The following is an 18,310-nucleotide window of genomic DNA, read 5'->3' as shown; positions in this document are numbered from 1 at the left end:
GATCAAGGTGCGGCACCTTAAGTTATTTTGAGATAGTATGTAGTATTCCTGTAACAAAATCTCCTTTCTTTGGGTCGGTTCAATTTTACTAATATACCTTTTTACTATGGTATATACTTGCTTTGGGTGTTATTAATTTTATCCCCGGGAATGTTTCCGAAAGATATCTCTATTTTACTTAGCAACTGTAAATTAAATGTAAATGCCACTACATCGTTTCCTAGCGGATCGCCGTTGCAATGATGCGGATACCTTCTTCCAGTTCTGTCGGAGTCAGCGAAGCATAGCCCAGCCGTAATGCGTTCAAAGGCTTACCCGAAAAGGAAAAGCGCTCTGTAGGCATCACAGACACTCCTTTTTTCAGGAGCTTTAAAGACAACTCTTCCGTATTAATTGTGCGGTTAAATTTCACCCAAAAGGCCAGTCCACCTTCCGGTTTCCGGAACGTCATCTTTTTACCTAGATAGGTTAACAGGTGTGCTTCCATGTGATCCCTTCTTTCCTTGTAAATATTAAATGCTCTTTTCGCATGGCGGTTCACCGCGCCGGCTTCCATCAGTTCAGCGATAGCCTGTTCCATCATTGGATCACCCTGCCGGTCTACCAGCCCTCGCAGCTGCGCCAGGGCGGCAATAAATGCAGCAGGTCCTGTTACATAACCGATCCTTACCGCAGGCGCTACCAGTTTACTCAGAGAGCTGATATAAATTACATTGGCCGCATCCTGGTGGCTGGCCAGTGGCAACAGGCTTTTAGCATCAAAATGAAACTCATGATCGTAATCATCTTCTATAATAGCAAATCCATAACGGTTAGATAATTCAATGAGCCGGAGCCGGCGTTCCATTTTCATACTCACCGCAGTAGGAAACTGGTGATGCGGCGTCACATACACGGCTTTCACCACCTTTGTACGGCACAGCTGTTCCAGCTCATCTACCACTAATCCTTTATCATCGACAGCCATATTGACCATACTGGCACCTGCTCCGGCAAATGTTTGCCAGGCCGGCAGGTAGCCGGGACATTCCATCGCCACGGTATCACCAGGCTGAAGCAGTGTATGCGCCGTCAGGTACAATGCCATCTGACTTCCCCTTGTTATGCAGATGCTATCCTTGCCTGCATTCATACCTCTTTTGAACGATAACATATTAACCAGCGCCACCCGTAGTCTTTCTTCTCCCTGTGGATGTCCGTAGCCTAACATACGCCAGCGCGCTTTTTGCTGGAAGATGCGCTTATAAGCTTTCGCCAGTTCATCCATAGGCGCCAGCCGCACATCCGGTAATCCATCATTGAAAGTGATCAGGCCGGAAGGGACGGCGGACTGCTCCGGCAGCATCCCGGTAGTATGATTGAAGGCAAAAGTATTTCCCTTCCTCGTTGCCGGCTTTTTTTGCAGTGGGAGTTCATGAGATACAAAGGTCCCTTTCTTGTCAACGGTTTCCAGCCAACCTTCTGCTATCAATCCCTCGTAGGCCAGCACGACTGTCTTCCTGTTCACACCAATATCTGCTGCCAGCACGCGGCTGCCCGGCAACGGAGTCCCCGGCTTTAAACGTCCCTTACGGATTTCAGCGATTATACCATCAGCTATCTGCTGGTACACCGACAACTGTTTGTCTACATCAATCGGAAGTATCGTATTCCAGGGTCTAAGCATCTGGACCATCTATTTAAGTGAAAACTGGATGATTAAGGTCATCCAAAAATAGGCAAATTTTGTAGGGTCAGATCGAATCGACGGAAAAACATTTTTCACTAAAAAACTTTTTACCCATGGAAAAAAATACCGCAGCAACACCCACCGCTTTCTCTTCGAAAGACTTTCATCAAACATTTGCCCGCCCCGTATACGTAAAGCAGGAAAAGCTGATCCACAAAAATGTAGAACAGGCAGGCGCCCATACCCAGTTTTCCACCGAACGTAAACACCCGGTATTCTTTGTAGACCTCCCCACCAAAAACGTGAGCATGACCATTGGTGGCCTGCTCCCTGGACAACTCACCAACAGGCACCGGCATACCTACGAAACCGTGTTGTTTGTTCTGGAAGGAAAAGGATATACCGAAGTGGAAGACGAAAAAGTGGAATGGCAGGCCGGCGATGCCGTATACATTCCCAGCTGGGCATGGCATCGTCATCAGAACTTAAGTGACAATGAGCCGGCAAGATATATTGCCTGTGAAAATGCGCCTCAGCTACAAAACCTGGGCGTGGCATTGCGGGAAGAAGAAGGCCGTGATCCCGCATGAGTCAACGCATCTGCCTCTTTATTATCATCTCACTAAATGAAAAAGAATATGAACGACACCGCAACATTCAAAGGTATCATTGCCTACCCCATCACTCCTTTTGATGCCGGAGAAAAAATAGATCTCCCTTTATTTAAAACGCTGACAGAGCGCCTGGTACAATCCGGCGCCCACGGCATCGCGCCTTTGGGCAGTACCGGCGTGCTCCCCTATCTCCGTGATGAAGAGAAGGAAGCTATCACAGAAGCTGCACTGCAGCAGGTAAATGGTCGCGTGCCGGTACTGGCAGGGGTATCCAATCTGACTACGGAACGCACAATTTATCATGCACGATTCGCGGAAAAAGCCGGCGCCACCGCGGTAATGATCATCCCTATGAGTTACTGGAAGCTGACGGATGATGAAATTTTCCGTCACTATGATCAAGTGGCGGCTCAGTTGTCTATTCCTATTATGGCTTACAACAATCCGGCTACCGGTGGTATTGACATGTCGCCAGCACTGCTTAAAAGGCTGTTGCAAATTCCCAACGTGACCATGATCAAGGAAAGCAGCGGAGATATCCAGCGTATGCATATCCTGCGCAAAGAATTGGGAGAAGCAGTGGCCTTTTATAACGGATCCAATCCGCTGGCGCTGGGTGCGTTTGCAGCGGGCGCCAGTGGCTGGTGTACCGCAGCCTTTAATTTAATACCGGCGCTTAACCAGCAATTGTATGACGCCATCAGTCAGCATCGGCTGGATACTGCAAGGGATATCTTTTATCAGCAGTTTGGACTGTTGCAGTTCATTGTCAGCAAAGGCCTGCCGGCCGCTATTCAGGCAGGATTAAAAATACTGGGCATTGAAAGTGGTTACCTGAGAAGTCCGCTGCAGCCGTTGAGTGATCAAGATTATCAGCAATTGTCAGCGATCCTGGGACGTATAAACCAGTGCTCACAAGCGCAAGGCTCATAGGTAAAAAAACTTTTGTTTTTATTACTTTCTCTTCTCCCGGATTATTAATAATATTTTGGGAGAAGAGAATCCTGCCTGTTTGAATACAAACCTTCCGTCGAAGCAATCCTTACGACATACCTGCATATCCCCTGGTACACGGTAGCTGATGCAAAGAAGAACAGATAAACAGTCGCACGTTGGTATGATTTTTTATAACATACCTGCAAATTAAACCAATACTGTTAAATCTGATTTTATGACCAATACCGCCATAGACACTACTACCAGGCAAAAGCTACTGATTGTTGAAGACGAAGGAGAGATGTGCTTACTCATCAATCTTTTATTGGATGGGAAGGGAATGGAGATAGAACATGTACAAACCATTACCGATGCTGTGGAATATTTTCAACAACAGCCACCGGCCATTGTGTTACTCGACAACCGGCTGCCAGATGGTTTCGGACTTGATTTCATCACTTATCTCAAACAAAAATATCCTGCCACCAAAATCATTATGATTTCGGGAATGGATGCAGCGGCGAAAGATATTGCACTGGAAAACGGGGCAGATCTTTTCCTGGAAAAGCCGTTCAATAAAAGCACGCTTTGTCAGTCTATCATGGAACTGCTGAACTAAAGCAATACCGGCGGCGTTCATATCACCCGGTCAGCCGACAGGTATATCGCGGTAATCATAACATTCCGGTGCAGCAGTGATGGCCGCCAACAGCTGCTGCACATTTTCAAAAACAGGCGTTACATTCATTTCCTCGTGGTCGAGGAAACAAATTTTATTTTTCATAGTACCGGATATATGAATGCCCACATAATTGGAACCACCGCAATCAATCAGCGGTGCAACCGTTTCCGGTAACCCAAACTCGTCTCTGTATTCTATCAGTTCTTCAAACGCTACTAAGGGCATTAGCCGAAAAGCATCCCGCCATTCATAGTCCATCAATGCCTGCAGGTCTTCCTGCGGCAACTCCCATTTTTCGAACAATTGGCGGATATGATCCATCGTAATAATTTGGGCGGAAAGATATTTAAAATTCGTATCTTATTATTATCACCAGCCTGCAATTACCTATGGGATTATTTAGTTTTTTGTTTAAAAAGAAGCCTGACATTTCCATTCAGCATCCTTACTTTGGTCACATGACCTACGTGTATAACAAATTGAATAAAGCTGCCAATTATTTTCGATGTGAGAAATATTTCAAGCCTGCTTCCGCAAAGATCACCCTTAACATTGAGGCGGATGTAAACGGGCCTACAGTGGCACAAACAGACTATTTTCGGTCTTTGGAGCAGCACTATACGTCCATGCTCCCCGATATTTCTTCACGTATCACTTCAGCCACCAACAGCGCCGGAAAAAAGGAAGCATTCATCTTTGATGATTTCTCAAAAGACTTCCGGCTATTGGCCATATACATTGCCACTTCCCAAAAAACACCCATTGAATGTATGATCACCTTTCTTACAGATCTTGCACCTGACTATGATTTGGTAGTGGAGCTGGAAGATCTGGAACTGATAGGAGTCGAGCTGATGGAATAATAGATCCGGAACAACAAAAAACCCCACGTTAAACGTGAGGTTTCCGTTTTTCGGGTGGATTTTATATTAGTAAGTTGCGTCCATCAGCAAAGATTCTCCCATTACTTTCATAAACAGTTGTTCATTCAGTAAGTCTTTGATAGATTTAATAATAAAGTCGGGAGAATAACCAAAGTGTGCGAGGTCATTTTCATGTGTTACACCTGACAGCGTCAGGATAGTGGTGAAGCCCATGGAGCCGGCACCGAGGATATCAGTACCCATTGTATCCCCTATCATCACGGTTTCATCGGTAGTCAATCCCAGTGTTTTCCTGGCCATGCGCATCATTACCGGACTGGGTTTACCCACACTAAAAGCTTTGATACCGCTGGCAGATTCCAGCATCGCTACGAGTGCGCCGCATCCTGCTCTGTACTTGCCATCACCTATGGGACAATTGGGATCCAGGTTAGTAGCGATTAATTTAGCGCCTTTCATAATCATATTGATGGCTTTATCAACAGATTCGAGCATGATCGTTCTGCCTTCACCAATAATCACATAATCAGGTTGGTCATCTACAATAGAATAGCCGGCATTGTGCAGTTCTGTGAGCAGGCCACCTTCGCCGATTACATAGGCAGTTCCGTTTTCTTTTTTGGATGCCAGGTACCTGGCGGTAGCCATGGCGCAGGTAAAGATATCTTCGTCATTTACCTTAAAGCCCATCTTATTAAGCTTGTAGCAAACATCCCTGCTGGTTCTTTGGCTGYTGTTCGTCAGAAACAGAAAAGGAAGCCCTTTATCCCGGAGACCATTAATAAATTCCACAGCGCCGGGAATTGGTTCACTTCCCTTGTAGATTACACCATCCATGTCGATAAGAAATCCCTTTTTTTTCATAGCAATTCGATGTTGGTTACTTTATAAGTTGAACAGTAAAAAATAACATTCATAAAAAACTATGGAATGGATAAAGGCGGGAAGCTGCGTAGATACAGCAGTACATAAAGTACAGATAACAAGTAGAATTGTTATCCGGGCTAAAGATAATAATAATTTCCGGGAATGGAAATTATTTAGAAAAAGTGATCCATTAAACGCAAAATAAACGGTTATGCTTCGTCTTTCGTATTCCTTACCAGGCCAATGCCCGATACGAAGAAGATAATGCCTATAATAGCAGCTACGAGCAATTCACGCCATTGCATGCTGTGCTTAATGAAACCAAAACCAGCATATATGAGGCCTATTATCCCCAAAATGGTCAGAATGGTCCCGAAAAGTCTTTTTACATTCATATATTAGCGTTTGACGGTATATAGGACAATATCTATGCCGCAAGGCGCTGCCATCTGACAACTTGAACCATTGACGTATGTCGTACTTAACCTGGAATTATCGCTGTGTGCCTTTTTTCATCGAAGAAAAAATGGAAAATGACTTAGCCCAATATCCGCTGCCCTCTATTAAAACATTCCAGCAGAAAAATGTATATCCTGCAGCGTTAAGAGCACAATTGATCGATTATGTAGCTAACTGCCACCCGCTGGTAGCTACCAGTATCAGGAGAATCCGCCCCTATCAGGGCACTTTCACTTTCGAATTCGCCTATTATACAGACGGAGAAATCATATTCAACAACTTTCTCTCAGATTATATCCAACAGGATGACTTTGCGATTCCGTCCCAATGGATGGAGCTGATCCGGCAAAGAGATTTCAAAGTGGAACAATTTAAGATTGATTATGAGACAGTCGATATCTTTCAAACGATAAAAGAAACGTTTGCAGAAGTGCCAACGATAAAAAAAGCCCTGAGATTTTAAAATACTGTGATGTATGGAAACAACCGGCAGCAATGAAAATGAAGATATCTGGACCAGTGGATTCATCCCATTTACTACCTCCAGGGAAGAAATGGCACTATTTGCGACACGATTAGGAGAAGTGATGCCCACAGCTGATACCATCAATGTCGACCATTATCTTTTCCAGCCTTCCATTGCTTATCAACAAACTACTTTTGCCGCGAAAGATATACGCAGTATAGATCTGACATCTTCGCCCCCCACTATACAGATCGGAAATGAATTAATTTTTGCTCCCGCCATTCCTGTGAAAACACTGAAAGCATTTGCAAATACACATCAGATTCCTATCGTACGCCGGACTAACATCTGGAGCTGGATACTCGAACCTTTTCTGGATACACCGTATTCGGCAGCAACAGATCAATTACTGACCCGTAAACTGGAAGAATTGGGGCTCAGCGACGAATTCATCTATACATTAAGACAGGAAGTAAAAATGCAGATGCTGAAATATAACTTTGATACCACCCTTTGGGAATGGGTGTCATTAGACCTGCTGGATGTTTTAAAGGCCATGTGGGCGAAATATACACCGGAGCAGTTCGGGGATTTCTATCGCCGCGCAATGGCCATTGCTTTACTTGCAGATAAATAACCTGCTCCATCCCACTCAACCAGCACTGAACAATAAGCTAAGCAGCATCTTTTATAACCGTTTTGGATGACCTGATAAACAACAGCGCCATCAAACCGCCCAGGAACCCCAGCGCTGCAGAGAGACGCATGATTTTCCCATAGGCCTCCACAAAGCCGGCGTGATACACTTTAAGAACAGCCGCCTGTTTTGCAGTGTCCAACTGCTTCGGTGGCTGGGCGTTTCCCAGATTTACTGCCTGTGCTACTACTGCTTCCTTTTGCTGCTGCTCCAACGGAAAGGCATTCATATCCTTTTGCACCGCGGTGGAGAAAAACAATACCGCCAGTGACCCAAAAACAGCATTGGCAAACACACCGGCAATACGGGTGATCGCATTATTGATGCCCGATGCCGTAACCGATAAATGATTACTTACCGCCCCCATCACAGTAGCAGTAAGAGGAGCTACCGTAAAAGACATCCCCAACCCCAATACCACGATACCCGGGAAGAAAGTGGTCCAATAATCGCCAGGGCCGGTTGTTTCCCCAACGAAAGACAGCAGCAATAAACCGGCACCTGCCAGGCAAGGGCCTGTAATGAGGAATAGTCTGGGCCCATGCCGGTCTGCCAGGCTCCCTGCAAAACGGGCAATGCCGATCATCAACACCGTGAATGGCAGAAAAGTAAGCCCCGACTCCAGCTGGCTGTACCCCTGCACCTGCACCATATTCAGCGACAGGAACAACATACCAACTCCCAGACCGGCATACAGAAAGAAAGTTAGCAGGTTAGCCCCGCTAAAGGTCAGGTTGGCGAACAAAGGCAAAGGCAGCATTGGATGGCTGCTTTTATGCTCTACCACTATAAAGGCAACGAGCAATATGATCCCGGCAATAATAGATCCGTATACTTTTACATCCCCTAAACCCTCTGCCGGCATACGCAGGAAACCAAAAGTGAGCAAGGCTAACCCAAAGGCAATGAGTATAGCTCCCGGAAAATCAAGTCCGTTTTGTGGATCTATCTCTTTACTTTCAGATACCTTCCACCCCAAAAACAATAATGCCATCACACCTATCGGTACGTTGATAAAAAAGATGTAGCGCCATAAACCCGCATCTGCCAATGCACCGCCTAATACCGGTCCGCCCATGGTGACCAGCGTAGTGATGGCCGACCAGGTGCCAATGGCTTTTCCTCTTTCGTTTTCATTGATACCTGAGGAAATCAGCGACAGGCTTCCCGGTATCATCAGCGCACCTCCGATGCCCTGTATCATCCGGAAAATGATCAGCATGGTGGCGCTACCCGCCAGGCCACAGGCCGCAGAGCCGAGGATAAAAATAAAGATCCCGATCATGAATACTTTCTTACGCCCCAGCCTGTCGCCCAGCGTACCTCCTATCAATATCAGGGAAGCCAGCATCAGCAGGTAAGCATTTAAGACCCAGAAGAGGTCTGCGCCGGAAGCTTTCAAATTTCTTTGCAGTGAAGGTAACACCACATTCAATGCGGTGCCATCTATAAAAGCCATGGCAGAAGCTAATATGGTGGTCACCATAATCCATTTGCCTTCGGCGCTACGGAGCGATACGGTTGTCATAATGGTGGAGATGAGAATAGCAATTTAACATACATTCCTGCAAAATGTTCCCTCTCCACCAGCATTTATCATACCGTTAACCACCTGTCTACCGAATACCTGCCACCACCGGCTATAAACAGCACGATACAAATTCCCAGTACCAGCAAATGATATTCGAAGCCTTCCTGCCCGGCAGGTAATTTCCCGAACCAGTTCATAAAAAAACCGTTCTTGCCATGGATGCAGGTGATCATACCGATAAACAATCCAAAAATACCAATGGCTGCCACGCGGGTGCCGGTACCTGTGAGCAGCATGATCATCCCTGCGCATTCAATGATGATGGCCAGCACCGCTATGTAAGCGGGCAATCCGGCTACGCCCGTCATGAACTTCATTTCGCCGGATAATCCCGGTCCATTAAACCATCCGAACATTTTCTGCACGGCATGTGGGAACAATACAATACCTACAGTCAGTCTTAATACCAGGGAAGTCCAGCTGTTATCCGTTGCTAAAAGTTGATGCATCATTTCTTTGTACATTTTATTTGATACAAAGGTGGGTTAACAGGCAGCTGTTATCCTGTGACATTTATCAAAAAATAATTGCCAACAATATCACATTTTCCTGGCGACCTGGCTTCGGATACGGCTCAGGGTTTCCCGGGTAATGCCCAGATAAGCCGCAATATGTTGCTGGGACAGTCGCTGCTCAATAGCACCATAATCCTCCAGGAACGCGTGATAGCGCTCTTCTGCAGACTTCTGTAACAACAGTACCCTTTTTTGTCCGATCGCAAAAGCTTGTTGCAATACTTTATGAAAATACCGCTCTAACACAGGCATCTTGCTATACAATGCTTCCAGGGCATCCGCATTTATCTGCAGCACCTCCGTTGTTTCCAATGCCTCTATGTTATAAACGGAAGGCGTTTGAGTGAGCAGACTATACCTGTCGGTAATCCACCAATCCTCAAACCCAAAATGAACAATGCGCTCCCTCCCTTCGGAATCTACTTCATATTGGCGCACTCCTCCCTTTATCACGAAGTGATCACGCTTGCAGATATCCCCTTCCTGTAGCAGGTATTGATGCTTCCGCAGCTTCTTTAACTCCAGTGCGTTACAAAATATTTGCCGGTCGGTTTCGTCAAGGGTAATGTACCGGGCTATATGATTCAGCAGGCGTGTATACATGCGTCAAAGATAAAAGTTTATACCGCCAAAAACGCTGTTGCTGCATTCTTTTGTTAACTACCTTGCCCGGTGGATAAACGATATCCCCTACCTTTGGCGTATTACTGGAATTGTTGCGGTAAAGCATAAAATCAGGTTAACTTTCGTCCTATATGAAATTAAAAATAACTGCAGGTACACTTCTCCTCCTGGTCATCTTTGTCCTCACCATCTTTGGACAAACTTTGCCAAATGAAAAAGTGATCTTCTCATTTGACACGCAGAATGGGAAAACGGTCACATTATCCAAAGACAAAAAAGGCAGGTATCTTATTTACAGGTTTGGTACTAAAAATAAAACGGAATTTGAATTCCCCGGCAAATCAAAAAGCAGCTGGTCAGCGTTCACCTATTCCGGTTGGCTGCGTGGTGGTGGAGTTGCCAATGCAGGTATCGACTTAAACTATGTTTACTTCACCAGTGATAATTTCAGGTATGTTATTTATGATACTTACTTTGCGGAAGGGGACAAAAAAAGTATAGGCGTCAAAGTTATTAACCTCCGTTCAAAAAGCATTACCAATATACCCGGAAATCCAGCAACACGCAAAGGAACGCTGAGCGGTTTCAGAGAGGATACATGCATTACACATGGCGATGAATTATTTGACTGACTCACAAATATTCTAATTTTGCACCAGGTTCAGTTGCTGTATGCTCTTTTTCCTCACAACATCTAGCACCATTCCCAAAAAAACCATAACCCCGGTTTCGTTTTCTTACAATGCCCCGCCTATCCTCCATCGTACTTTTGAAGTGTTAAACATTACTACATCTAAAAACTTCATCATGAAAAAGCTGCTGAAATACTTCATTTACCTGATACTGTTGGCTGGCATTACCATTGGCGCTTTAGAACTGTTCAGTACTTATAAGCCTTCTACGTCTATCCATACCGCTGCCCCCGTCATTACACACCGCACTATCGTGATTAATGCGCCGATAGAAAAAGTATGGAGCGTTTTCGGTGATATCGACCGCTGGCCTACCTGGCAAAAGGAAATCCCTTCCATTAAGCTCAATGGTCCACTACAGGCAGGTACTACATTTGATTGGAAAAATAAAGGGCTGACGATTCATTCTACGCTACACACAGTGGACTCCTTACATAAAATAGGCTGGTCTGGTACGGCCTTTGGATCATTTGCCATTCATAACTGGACATTTACGGCAAAAGGAAATACGACAGAAGTAGCTGTAGATGAAAGCATGGAAGGTTGGCTGGTGTGGCTACTAAAAGGTACTTTCCAAACAGCGCTTGACAATTCCTTAACATCCTGGCTGGCGGCCTTAAAAACTGCGGCGGAAAAGTAATCTGGTTTCATTGAATTGCTTATATTTACCGCTGCCCGAAATAAAATAAAAAACGTTAACCATATGTCAGCATCGAATTTGTTTATTGTCATGCTCGAGAACAGTCAATCAGAGCAACTTCCCATCAACATATTTTTAACGCAGGCGGTACTCAGCGGCATTGTCACTAACGTTTATCCTGAATTTGCAGAAATCAGGGACGATAGTGGCAAACGCTGCATAATAGCGCTGCATAAAATTGAAGCCATACAAAGCATTTAACAGGAACCTATATTTTTCTTTATTGAATTTTACAGCATGGACCAGACAACGCAAAAACCTAATAATGCTTTACCGGGACTTATCCGTAAAGTATTAGGCAGCCCACATTCCGAGCAGGTAATAAAAGCGCAGATCATACAACTGGCATCGCAAAACCTGCATGTACCGGAAGTCACCACTGCATTACTGGAAGTGCTGCCACTAACAAAAGACAAAGAAACCCGTGACAGGCTGGTACAGTTCCTATCCGGATTAAATACATCCCGCTTCCCGGATACAGCCCCTTTATTTGCTGCATTACTGGATTTTTTCAAACAGGAAAAAGACAGGGAGATAAGAACTTCCTTATTGTACCGGTTACAGGAAAGTATACATCAGGATCCCCGGCTGGCCGGATTTTTCATTGAACTGAGCGGAGAAGAAAACCTGAGTGAACCGGAACGACTGGCAGTACAGGAAGCCATTACCTCCCTGCCATCCATATCAGCAGCGACTGCACTGGCAGCGTTGCTGAAAAACGTACACGCACCTACGTTATTACAACAGCAGGCCATTGAACTGGCAGAACGATGCCCCGTATGGGACAATACCATGGTGGCCGGCTTACAACCTTATCTTGATGTAAAAAATGACAGGGGAATACGCTTCCGTATTTTGTCCAGACTGGCAGATGCCCGCCTGCTGGATGTCAGCTATGCAGGGGTGATCATCCCTGTTTTACAAACAGACAATGATGTATATGCCCGCGAAAAAGCACTGATGGCCCTCTCCAGGATTAAACCATGGACAGAGGAAATCATACTCCAACTATTCTGGTCAGCTACGCAGGATGGAGAAGCCACTATACGCAGTGCCGCCCTCAAGTTGCAGAACGAATTACCGGAACTCAACAACGAACAACTGATAAAATTAGCAGGGCTCCTGTCATCGGACCATTCCGCCGGCGTACGGACAACGCTGCTGCAATTATTAAAACCCGTGATGCGCATTCCGGAGATCCGGCAGGCAGTAGCCACCGCCTTCTCCGGAAATCCAGGTGTATATGACGCCGATGAATTTAACCTGCTCACCGATATGCTGGCGCCTTATGCCGGACGTGATGAACAAATCAGCACCCTACTAATGAATAGTATTAAAGACCTCCCCAACACCGTGCAGCGTAAGAAAGTACTGCAGCTCGTACTGGGTAAGGTAAGTATAGAAAAAGTACTGGCGCCCGTACTCCAATTATTTCAGCGGGAACGCAATGAAGAACTGCGCGACATCTTATTTAACCAGGTGAAAGCCTTGTCTGTCACCAGGCACCCGGAACTGGTGGATGCTTTCTGTGAAGAACTGGTGGAACCCGGATCTCCTTTCAGGGTTACCTGCGCCGGTATACTCGCCAATGCGGCCGAGTCGTACCCGCAGATTGTGCCCGCACTGGAAGAGGTGCTGTTATACGATAACGACCGCGAACTGGTGCGACTGAGCCTCGACGGCTACCTGCGTCCTGCAATAGAAAAGAAATTCGACATCCTGCTGGCCGTAGTGAAAAATGAAATGATAGACACCGGCTCGCGGCAGAAAGCACTGGATGCGCTGATCAAACTTTCCTTGAACGAACAACAACAGAACATGCTGGCGGATGCCTTATCCGGCATGAAACCTGGTACTCTAAAAACTTCCTGATGAGTAGCTTACTGGATGAAATTAAAACAAGAAGAACGGCCAACACAGAGCAATCATTGATGATGCTGGACATGGTACCGCTTTCTGATACAGATACTAAATATTCTTTGCTGGCCTCCGCAGGTCACTATCTGCAGGACCCTGCCATCATGGAAAAATGGATTAACCTCCTGGCTGGTGAAACAGATACCCGGCTGAAAGCGGATATGCTGTATCGCCTGGCTGCCGGCGGGATACAAGCCATCCCCAACAAAAACCATTTTATTGAATTACTGGCCGACATGCTGCAACAGGATGAATCACGGGATATCATCCTCCCACTGCTGGGCAGATTTTCTATCACCGATACCTACGCCAGGGAAAAATTACGCTCCTTTTATACACAACAAACGAATGCGGATACTTCCCGGCAAATCCTTTCCTGGCTGTTGATACGCGTGGATGCTGATGAAGCAGACATCGCCTTTTATACAACGCTCATCGACAAAGTAGATGAAACAGATAAACTGGTGCTCGTTAACCGCCTATTATTACAGGACAGACTGGCAACAGGCAGCATAGAAAAATTACTGCAACCCGAAGAACCGGCTACCATCAAGGAAATGGTGCTGCGCTATTGTGTGGATCGCTCCATTATTTTTGAGGCAGCCCTGTGCCAACTGATCCGCGTAGATAAAAGCCCGCTGCTCAGAAAATGGAGTATACAGTTGCTGGCCGTAAATGGTATCCGGGAGACCAACGTAACAGATACTATTTTACATGCGCTGAAACTGGATCCTGATTCCGCAGTGCGACAGGCAGCCCTGAATGTATTTGAATACAGCATATCACTCACTCCCGCTAATATTGATTACCTGTGTGCCTGTTTATTAACCGAAAAAGATATGGCCGCAGCAGGACAGTTGTTACAACTACTCGCCCCTTATACAGAGCGGAATGAGTCTTTGACCAATGCCCTCCTGGGTTTGCTGGATCAGGAAATTCAAGCTGCACTGGCCGTGCAGCTATATGATATTTTAGGGAGACAGGTACCTGTACGTTACCCTTTATTCGAAAAATTCATCTCGGCATATGAAAAAGAACAACGGGATGATTGTAAAGCAGCCATATTAAAATCTATTACCACCGCTGTCACCTTTKGTGATGAACTGAATGCCTTCTACACCAAAGCGCTGGAAGCCCCTTCTACAGCTATTAAGGAATGGGCCATCCGTGGCTTTCTGTTAATACCACTCACGGCAGAAAACACCGCGGTAGTAGCTGCGGCCGCACCGGTGTTATTGCACCAGGAGCTAAACACCCAACTTCGTGCGCTGCTGGCCAAAAAAATCAGCTGCATTCCGAAGTTGCCGGCAGCAACGGTGCAGATCTTTCTTCGCCTCGCAGATCATGAAACCAATGATCAGATCAGGCACATTTGCACTCAGGTACAGGAACAAGCCATTGCACAATCAGGTGGTGAACATATCAACTGGGAACAATGGCTGCATAAAGTCAGCGTAGCACATGATCTCAGCGGCATCTTCCCGCATCTCTGGCTGTTTTATAACGACAACCCGCAAATGGCTAACCGCATTCTCGTGGCAACACTTGACCCCAACAGCAGCGGCAGCCTCTACCAGGAAGGTCTGTCTGATGTGGAAATACTGCGTTTCCTGGCCGCTAATGCAGGCCTCGATGACCAGTTGAGCAGGTACATACTTCATCAGTTACTACATACCGATTTAGGCAATGAATCAAAATTCAAACATTATCTGCTGGTGCTGAAAAGTAATCCAACCACCCCTGAACTGAAAGACGGTTTGTGGATGTTACTGGAAAAAAGAAGCCGGTATATTCCGCTTATTCAACTGGATGAATTGATGCGGATGATATGGGGCGCAGACCTGGAAGCAGCATTCAGGCAACGGCTATTGCGCCAGACCACCGTTGCCGGCGTACTGCCTTATATGGCCTACCTGGCAGCCAACAACACCTGGGAGCCTGCATTTGATTTGTTGAAAGCAACACTTCAAATAACAGGCAACTCCTCCGAACGCGATTTTCAGGAAATACTTAAAACAGCCTGTCGCAACGGTGGCTGGGATATGGAAACATTACTCCGTACTGCTACTCCCGCAGCAGCAAGTACAGACGATGATGGCCCCGGCTTCGCCGACTGAGTGAAGGAATAGTGAGTACTGGTAAGGAGACAAAAAATTTAATCATCTCTATTAAACATGGATATGGCAGAAGAACTAGCTTTATTCGATATACTTTTATCAACAGAACGTAGTACCACCGATCGTTTGGAGGCACTTCGCGGACTACGCCCGTTCCTGGAAACAGGAGAAGGCGTCAACAAACTGACGGAAGCCATCCAGGCAGAAAACAGTATCGAAGTGAAGCACGCCATGCTTAGCCTGCTTTGCAACATTGATATTACCCGCATCACAGAACGTGCTCAATACATACATGCCCTGGCTATCATCGCCTGCCTTGATCCGGAGCGCCCCCTGAGATACCTTGCGCTGGAGCGGCTGGCCACACTGGTATCACATATACCCGAAATTGCCGAAATACTGACAGATACACTGGTGAATGACCTGGATACCAACATTCAATTCATTTGTATCACAGGACTCCGTAACAGTGTGGAAAAAACAACGGACACCATTACTAAAATCGCCGCGTATATTCCTGTGGCGCCACCGGAATGCCGGGAGTCTCTACTGGCCCTGGTGCAACAGTTTCCGTCTCCACATGCAGCAGAACTGGCCTTATTATTCCTGGACCCATTAGAGCAGGAACATATCCGGCAATCAGCCATACAGTTCCTTGCTGGTATGCCTTTGCTGCCGGCGCCGATACTGGCCGATCTAACTGCAAGGTTATCCGGCGAAACATCTTTGTATGTGCGGAATGCCATCATTCAGTTGCTATCGGCCATGAGAACCGTGGACCCTTCGCTCTTTACAGATATGTTTGCGGCACTGCAACGGATGCCTGATCAGCCGGAACTGCTGACACTGGTCACAGGCAGACTGGTAGCCAATCCCCACCTGCAGGAAGACTTTAATCAACTGTTTGCACAAACAACATCTGCCGGTTTAAAGATCCGGCTGCTGACACTTTTACAACAACATGATCTGCCGCATCTGATTATCAGTGGACTCCGGGATAAAAACCCCTACGTCCGCGAAGCGGTGCTGCCACTGCTGATTCATCAGTTCCCGAAACAACAGGAACAGCTGGAACCGGCACTGGCAAAGGCCATACAGTCAGAGCCACTTACAGGCTTGCGCAGCGCCCTCCTGGATGTGATCCTGCAAACAGGACGCAAGTCGCCACAAACAGAAGCCCTGCTCGTAACGCTGGCTGTAGCAGAAACAGATCATGCCCTGAAAATAAAACTGGCCACCGCCGTTTGTGAAATCACCATCACAGACGAAAACAGACCATCATTACTGCAGCTGTTTGCCGGCATCATGGAAGGTGCCTGGTACCCGCCCACCCTGAAACAACAAGTGAGTAACCGGTTGCAGACCTTCGCCTATAGTGATGATCCGGACCTTAAAAAAAGTATGGGCTTACTCCTCGAACAGGCAAAAGATATTTATGAACTGGATCGTATCTATCGTTTACTAAAAACGCTGGAAACAGATTTCAGCCAGCTGGCCCCTTCCCTGCTCCGTGCTTTGTACCGGCACATTGCCTGGTATCCGCAACAACCGCTCGATGAATGGGTACAGCTGTTAGGTAAACTGGCAGACCAACATGCGGAGATACGGGCAGAACTGCCTTACTTCGTATCTCTTACCAAAGCGAACTGGCTGCTGAAAGGCGCAGACAAAGCCGATCAGACAGGCGCCTTCCTCCCCGCTTTTCAGCAAACGATGCTGAAAAGAAATGGTATGCAAACCTACATGGAAGCCCAGCGACTACTTACCGAAGCATGGAATAACAGAACCATCAAAAAGAATGAAGTGGTGGAGCTGTATAAAATGCTGCTGCGTACACCTAAATCGGACGGACTGTTGCAACAGCTGCTCAGCATCATGCAACAGGGTAAACTGGTCACACCGGAGCTGGTAACGCTGAGTCTCGACTATATTTTAGTATCGCAGGACAAAGACGGTGTTTACCAGGTGAGAAAATACCTGGAGCAGGTCGGATTCATTGACCTGGAATACCGTCAAAGGCTGGTGAGCATTTTTACACAAGCGCACTACCAGCGATACATGCAGTTTAATGCACCGGAAATCAATTCCAAAAAACGTTATACCACGCTCAACGAATGGGAATACAGCGGATGGATTTGTCCCTATACCCAGTGGCCGGTGGCAGCGCTCATCTTTGCGATAGAACCCGGCGATCTTCCCGCAAAGGTATTCAACGAACTACCCGACAGCAGCCTGGAATCTGCCGCCACCCTACCTTACCTGGTACTGGAACACCTGTTCCGAAATTCGAATGGTATCTGGGCAAAATATCTGTATAAAGATGAAGACCGCTTTGAGCAATTCCTGACATGGCTGTATAATGGCTACAGACAACTATCTGCCAACAATGCGCTGGGCGATCGGATGCTGTTTGTTTTCTGGAAGAAGTGGAATGACTATGTACAGCTGTTAAATGGCAAACCGGTACCGGTCATGCTCGCGGATGCTGCAGCTCATATCTATCTCGGCATATGCCAGGTGTTAAAACAACTGGAGCCGGCGTTTAACGGCAAGCAGTTTCCTAATGTGCTGAAGGGGATGAATAGTGCAGTGATACAGCAAAACTGGCCATGGAACAATGAGTTCTGGGAGACTTTTGAATATAAATATTTTCCGAAGAAAGATCCCGATCAGGAATCTGCCATGCAGTTATTTCAACGGGCAGCCAGCGCTTTACAGTCGGACAAACTGGAAGAAGGCTATCAGTTGCTGAAAGAACTGTTGCAGTACTATCCGCATACCCGGCAGGTGAAAGAGAAACTGGCGGTGATTAATAATGCCATCCAGGAACTGGACGCAAAGTTCGCAGCAAAATAGTATTCTTATACAATGATGATGTCT

Annotated in this window: 19 protein-coding genes; 12 read left to right on the top strand and 7 right to left on the bottom strand. The window is 46.5% G+C overall.

What is annotated here, in order from left to right:
- Window positions 1-220: 220 nt before the first annotated feature.
- A complete protein-coding gene (gene pdxR / locus AB4Z08_RS22460) occupies window positions 221-1,666 on the bottom strand; it encodes a MocR-like pyridoxine biosynthesis transcription factor PdxR (protein ID WP_441576029.1) in 1,446 nt (481 codons plus the stop codon).
- Between the two features lie 116 nt (window positions 1,667-1,782).
- Here pdxR and AB4Z08_RS22455 point away from each other — a divergent pair, with 116 nt between their 5' ends.
- The 3 genes from AB4Z08_RS22455 to AB4Z08_RS22445 all read left to right on the top strand — a co-directional run bounded on the left by AB4Z08_RS22455 (window position 1,783) and on the right by AB4Z08_RS22445 (window position 3,838).
- On the top strand, window positions 1,783-2,259 hold the full coding sequence (locus AB4Z08_RS22455) for a cupin domain-containing protein (RefSeq protein ID WP_441576028.1): 477 nt from the start codon (window positions 1,783-1,785) through the stop codon (window positions 2,257-2,259).
- 36 nt (window positions 2,260-2,295) lie between these two features.
- Window positions 2,296-3,216, top strand: coding sequence for a dihydrodipicolinate synthase family protein (locus AB4Z08_RS22450; protein WP_441576027.1), 921 nt, complete (start codon window positions 2,296-2,298; stop codon window positions 3,214-3,216).
- 238 nt (window positions 3,217-3,454) lie between these two features.
- Window positions 3,455-3,838 carry a response regulator gene (locus AB4Z08_RS22445; protein WP_441576026.1) on the top strand — a complete coding sequence of 128 codons (384 nt, stop codon included), beginning with the start codon at window positions 3,455-3,457 and terminating at the stop codon, window positions 3,836-3,838.
- A gap of 30 nt (window positions 3,839-3,868) precedes the next feature.
- On the opposite strand, the gene AB4Z08_RS22440 is transcribed toward AB4Z08_RS22445, so the two are convergent.
- On the bottom strand, window positions 3,869-4,222 hold the full coding sequence (locus AB4Z08_RS22440; protein WP_441576025.1) for a hypothetical protein: 354 nt from the start codon (window positions 4,220-4,222) through the stop codon (window positions 3,869-3,871).
- 137 nt (window positions 4,223-4,359) lie between these two features.
- Between AB4Z08_RS22440 and AB4Z08_RS22435 the strand changes: the two genes are divergently transcribed.
- On the top strand, window positions 4,360-4,764 hold the full coding sequence (locus AB4Z08_RS22435; RefSeq protein ID WP_441576024.1) for a hypothetical protein: 405 nt from the start codon (window positions 4,360-4,362) through the stop codon (window positions 4,762-4,764).
- Window positions 4,765-4,830: 66 nt separating this feature from the next.
- On the opposite strand, the gene AB4Z08_RS22430 is transcribed toward AB4Z08_RS22435, so the two are convergent.
- Complete coding sequence (locus AB4Z08_RS22430) at window positions 4,831-5,649, bottom strand: HAD-IIA family hydrolase (RefSeq protein ID WP_441576023.1); 819 nt, start codon at window positions 5,647-5,649, stop codon at window positions 4,831-4,833.
- Window positions 5,650-5,861: 212 nt separating this feature from the next.
- On the bottom strand, window positions 5,862-6,047 hold the full coding sequence (locus AB4Z08_RS22425; RefSeq protein ID WP_441576022.1) for a hypothetical protein: 186 nt from the start codon (window positions 6,045-6,047) through the stop codon (window positions 5,862-5,864).
- A gap of 77 nt (window positions 6,048-6,124) precedes the next feature.
- On the opposite strand from AB4Z08_RS22425, the gene AB4Z08_RS22420 reads away from it, so the two are divergent.
- Window positions 6,125-6,574: a hypothetical protein gene (locus AB4Z08_RS22420; RefSeq protein ID WP_441576021.1), complete on the top strand. Its 450-nt coding sequence runs from the start codon at window positions 6,125-6,127 to the stop codon at window positions 6,572-6,574.
- A gap of 13 nt (window positions 6,575-6,587) precedes the next feature.
- Complete coding sequence (locus tag AB4Z08_RS22415) at window positions 6,588-7,214, top strand: hypothetical protein (RefSeq protein ID WP_441576020.1); 627 nt, start codon at window positions 6,588-6,590, stop codon at window positions 7,212-7,214.
- Window positions 7,215-7,251: 37 nt separating this feature from the next.
- On the opposite strand, the gene AB4Z08_RS22410 is transcribed toward AB4Z08_RS22415, so the two are convergent.
- The 3 genes from AB4Z08_RS22410 to AB4Z08_RS22400 all read right to left on the bottom strand — a co-directional run bounded on the left by AB4Z08_RS22410 (window position 7,252) and on the right by AB4Z08_RS22400 (window position 9,983).
- Window positions 7,252-8,802: an MFS transporter gene (locus AB4Z08_RS22410; protein WP_441576019.1), complete on the bottom strand. Its 1,551-nt coding sequence runs from the start codon at window positions 8,800-8,802 to the stop codon at window positions 7,252-7,254.
- A gap of 68 nt (window positions 8,803-8,870) precedes the next feature.
- Window positions 8,871-9,317, bottom strand: a complete 447-nt coding sequence (locus tag AB4Z08_RS22405) for a DoxX family protein (protein ID WP_441576018.1) — start codon at window positions 9,315-9,317, stop codon at window positions 8,871-8,873.
- Window positions 9,318-9,404: 87 nt separating this feature from the next.
- Window positions 9,405-9,983: a Crp/Fnr family transcriptional regulator gene (locus AB4Z08_RS22400; protein ID WP_441576017.1), complete on the bottom strand. Its 579-nt coding sequence runs from the start codon at window positions 9,981-9,983 to the stop codon at window positions 9,405-9,407.
- A 152-nt stretch (window positions 9,984-10,135) separates the two neighbouring features.
- Between AB4Z08_RS22400 and AB4Z08_RS22395 the strand changes: the two genes are divergently transcribed.
- The 6 genes from AB4Z08_RS22395 (at window position 10,136) to AB4Z08_RS22370 (ending at window position 18,286) form a co-directional block, all read left to right on the top strand.
- Complete coding sequence (locus AB4Z08_RS22395; protein WP_441576016.1) at window positions 10,136-10,636, top strand: hypothetical protein; 501 nt, start codon at window positions 10,136-10,138, stop codon at window positions 10,634-10,636.
- A gap of 175 nt (window positions 10,637-10,811) precedes the next feature.
- Window positions 10,812-11,336, top strand: coding sequence for an SRPBCC family protein (locus AB4Z08_RS22390; RefSeq protein ID WP_441576015.1), 525 nt, complete (start codon window positions 10,812-10,814; stop codon window positions 11,334-11,336).
- 63 nt (window positions 11,337-11,399) lie between these two features.
- On the top strand, window positions 11,400-11,597 hold the full coding sequence (locus AB4Z08_RS22385) for a hypothetical protein (protein ID WP_441576014.1): 198 nt from the start codon (window positions 11,400-11,402) through the stop codon (window positions 11,595-11,597).
- A gap of 36 nt (window positions 11,598-11,633) precedes the next feature.
- Window positions 11,634-13,268: a hypothetical protein gene (locus tag AB4Z08_RS22380; protein WP_441576013.1), complete on the top strand. Its 1,635-nt coding sequence runs from the start codon at window positions 11,634-11,636 to the stop codon at window positions 13,266-13,268.
- Complete coding sequence (locus AB4Z08_RS22375) at window positions 13,268-15,430, top strand: HEAT repeat domain-containing protein (protein ID WP_441576012.1); 2,163 nt, start codon at window positions 13,268-13,270, stop codon at window positions 15,428-15,430. Before AB4Z08_RS22380 ends, AB4Z08_RS22375 begins: the two co-directional genes overlap by 1 nt.
- Window positions 15,431-15,493: 63 nt before the next feature.
- Entirely contained in the window at window positions 15,494-18,286 is a 2,793-nt protein-coding gene (locus AB4Z08_RS22370) for a hypothetical protein (protein WP_441576011.1), read from the top strand.
- Window positions 18,287-18,310 lie beyond the last annotated feature (24 nt).

It is taken from the genome of Chitinophaga sp. RAB17, assembly GCF_052114225.1.
In the GTDB taxonomy this organism is placed as follows: domain Bacteria; phylum Bacteroidota; class Bacteroidia; order Chitinophagales; family Chitinophagaceae; genus Chitinophaga.
The sequence above is the reverse complement of the archived record's forward strand: the minus strand, read 5'-3'. Positions and strand labels throughout refer to the sequence as shown.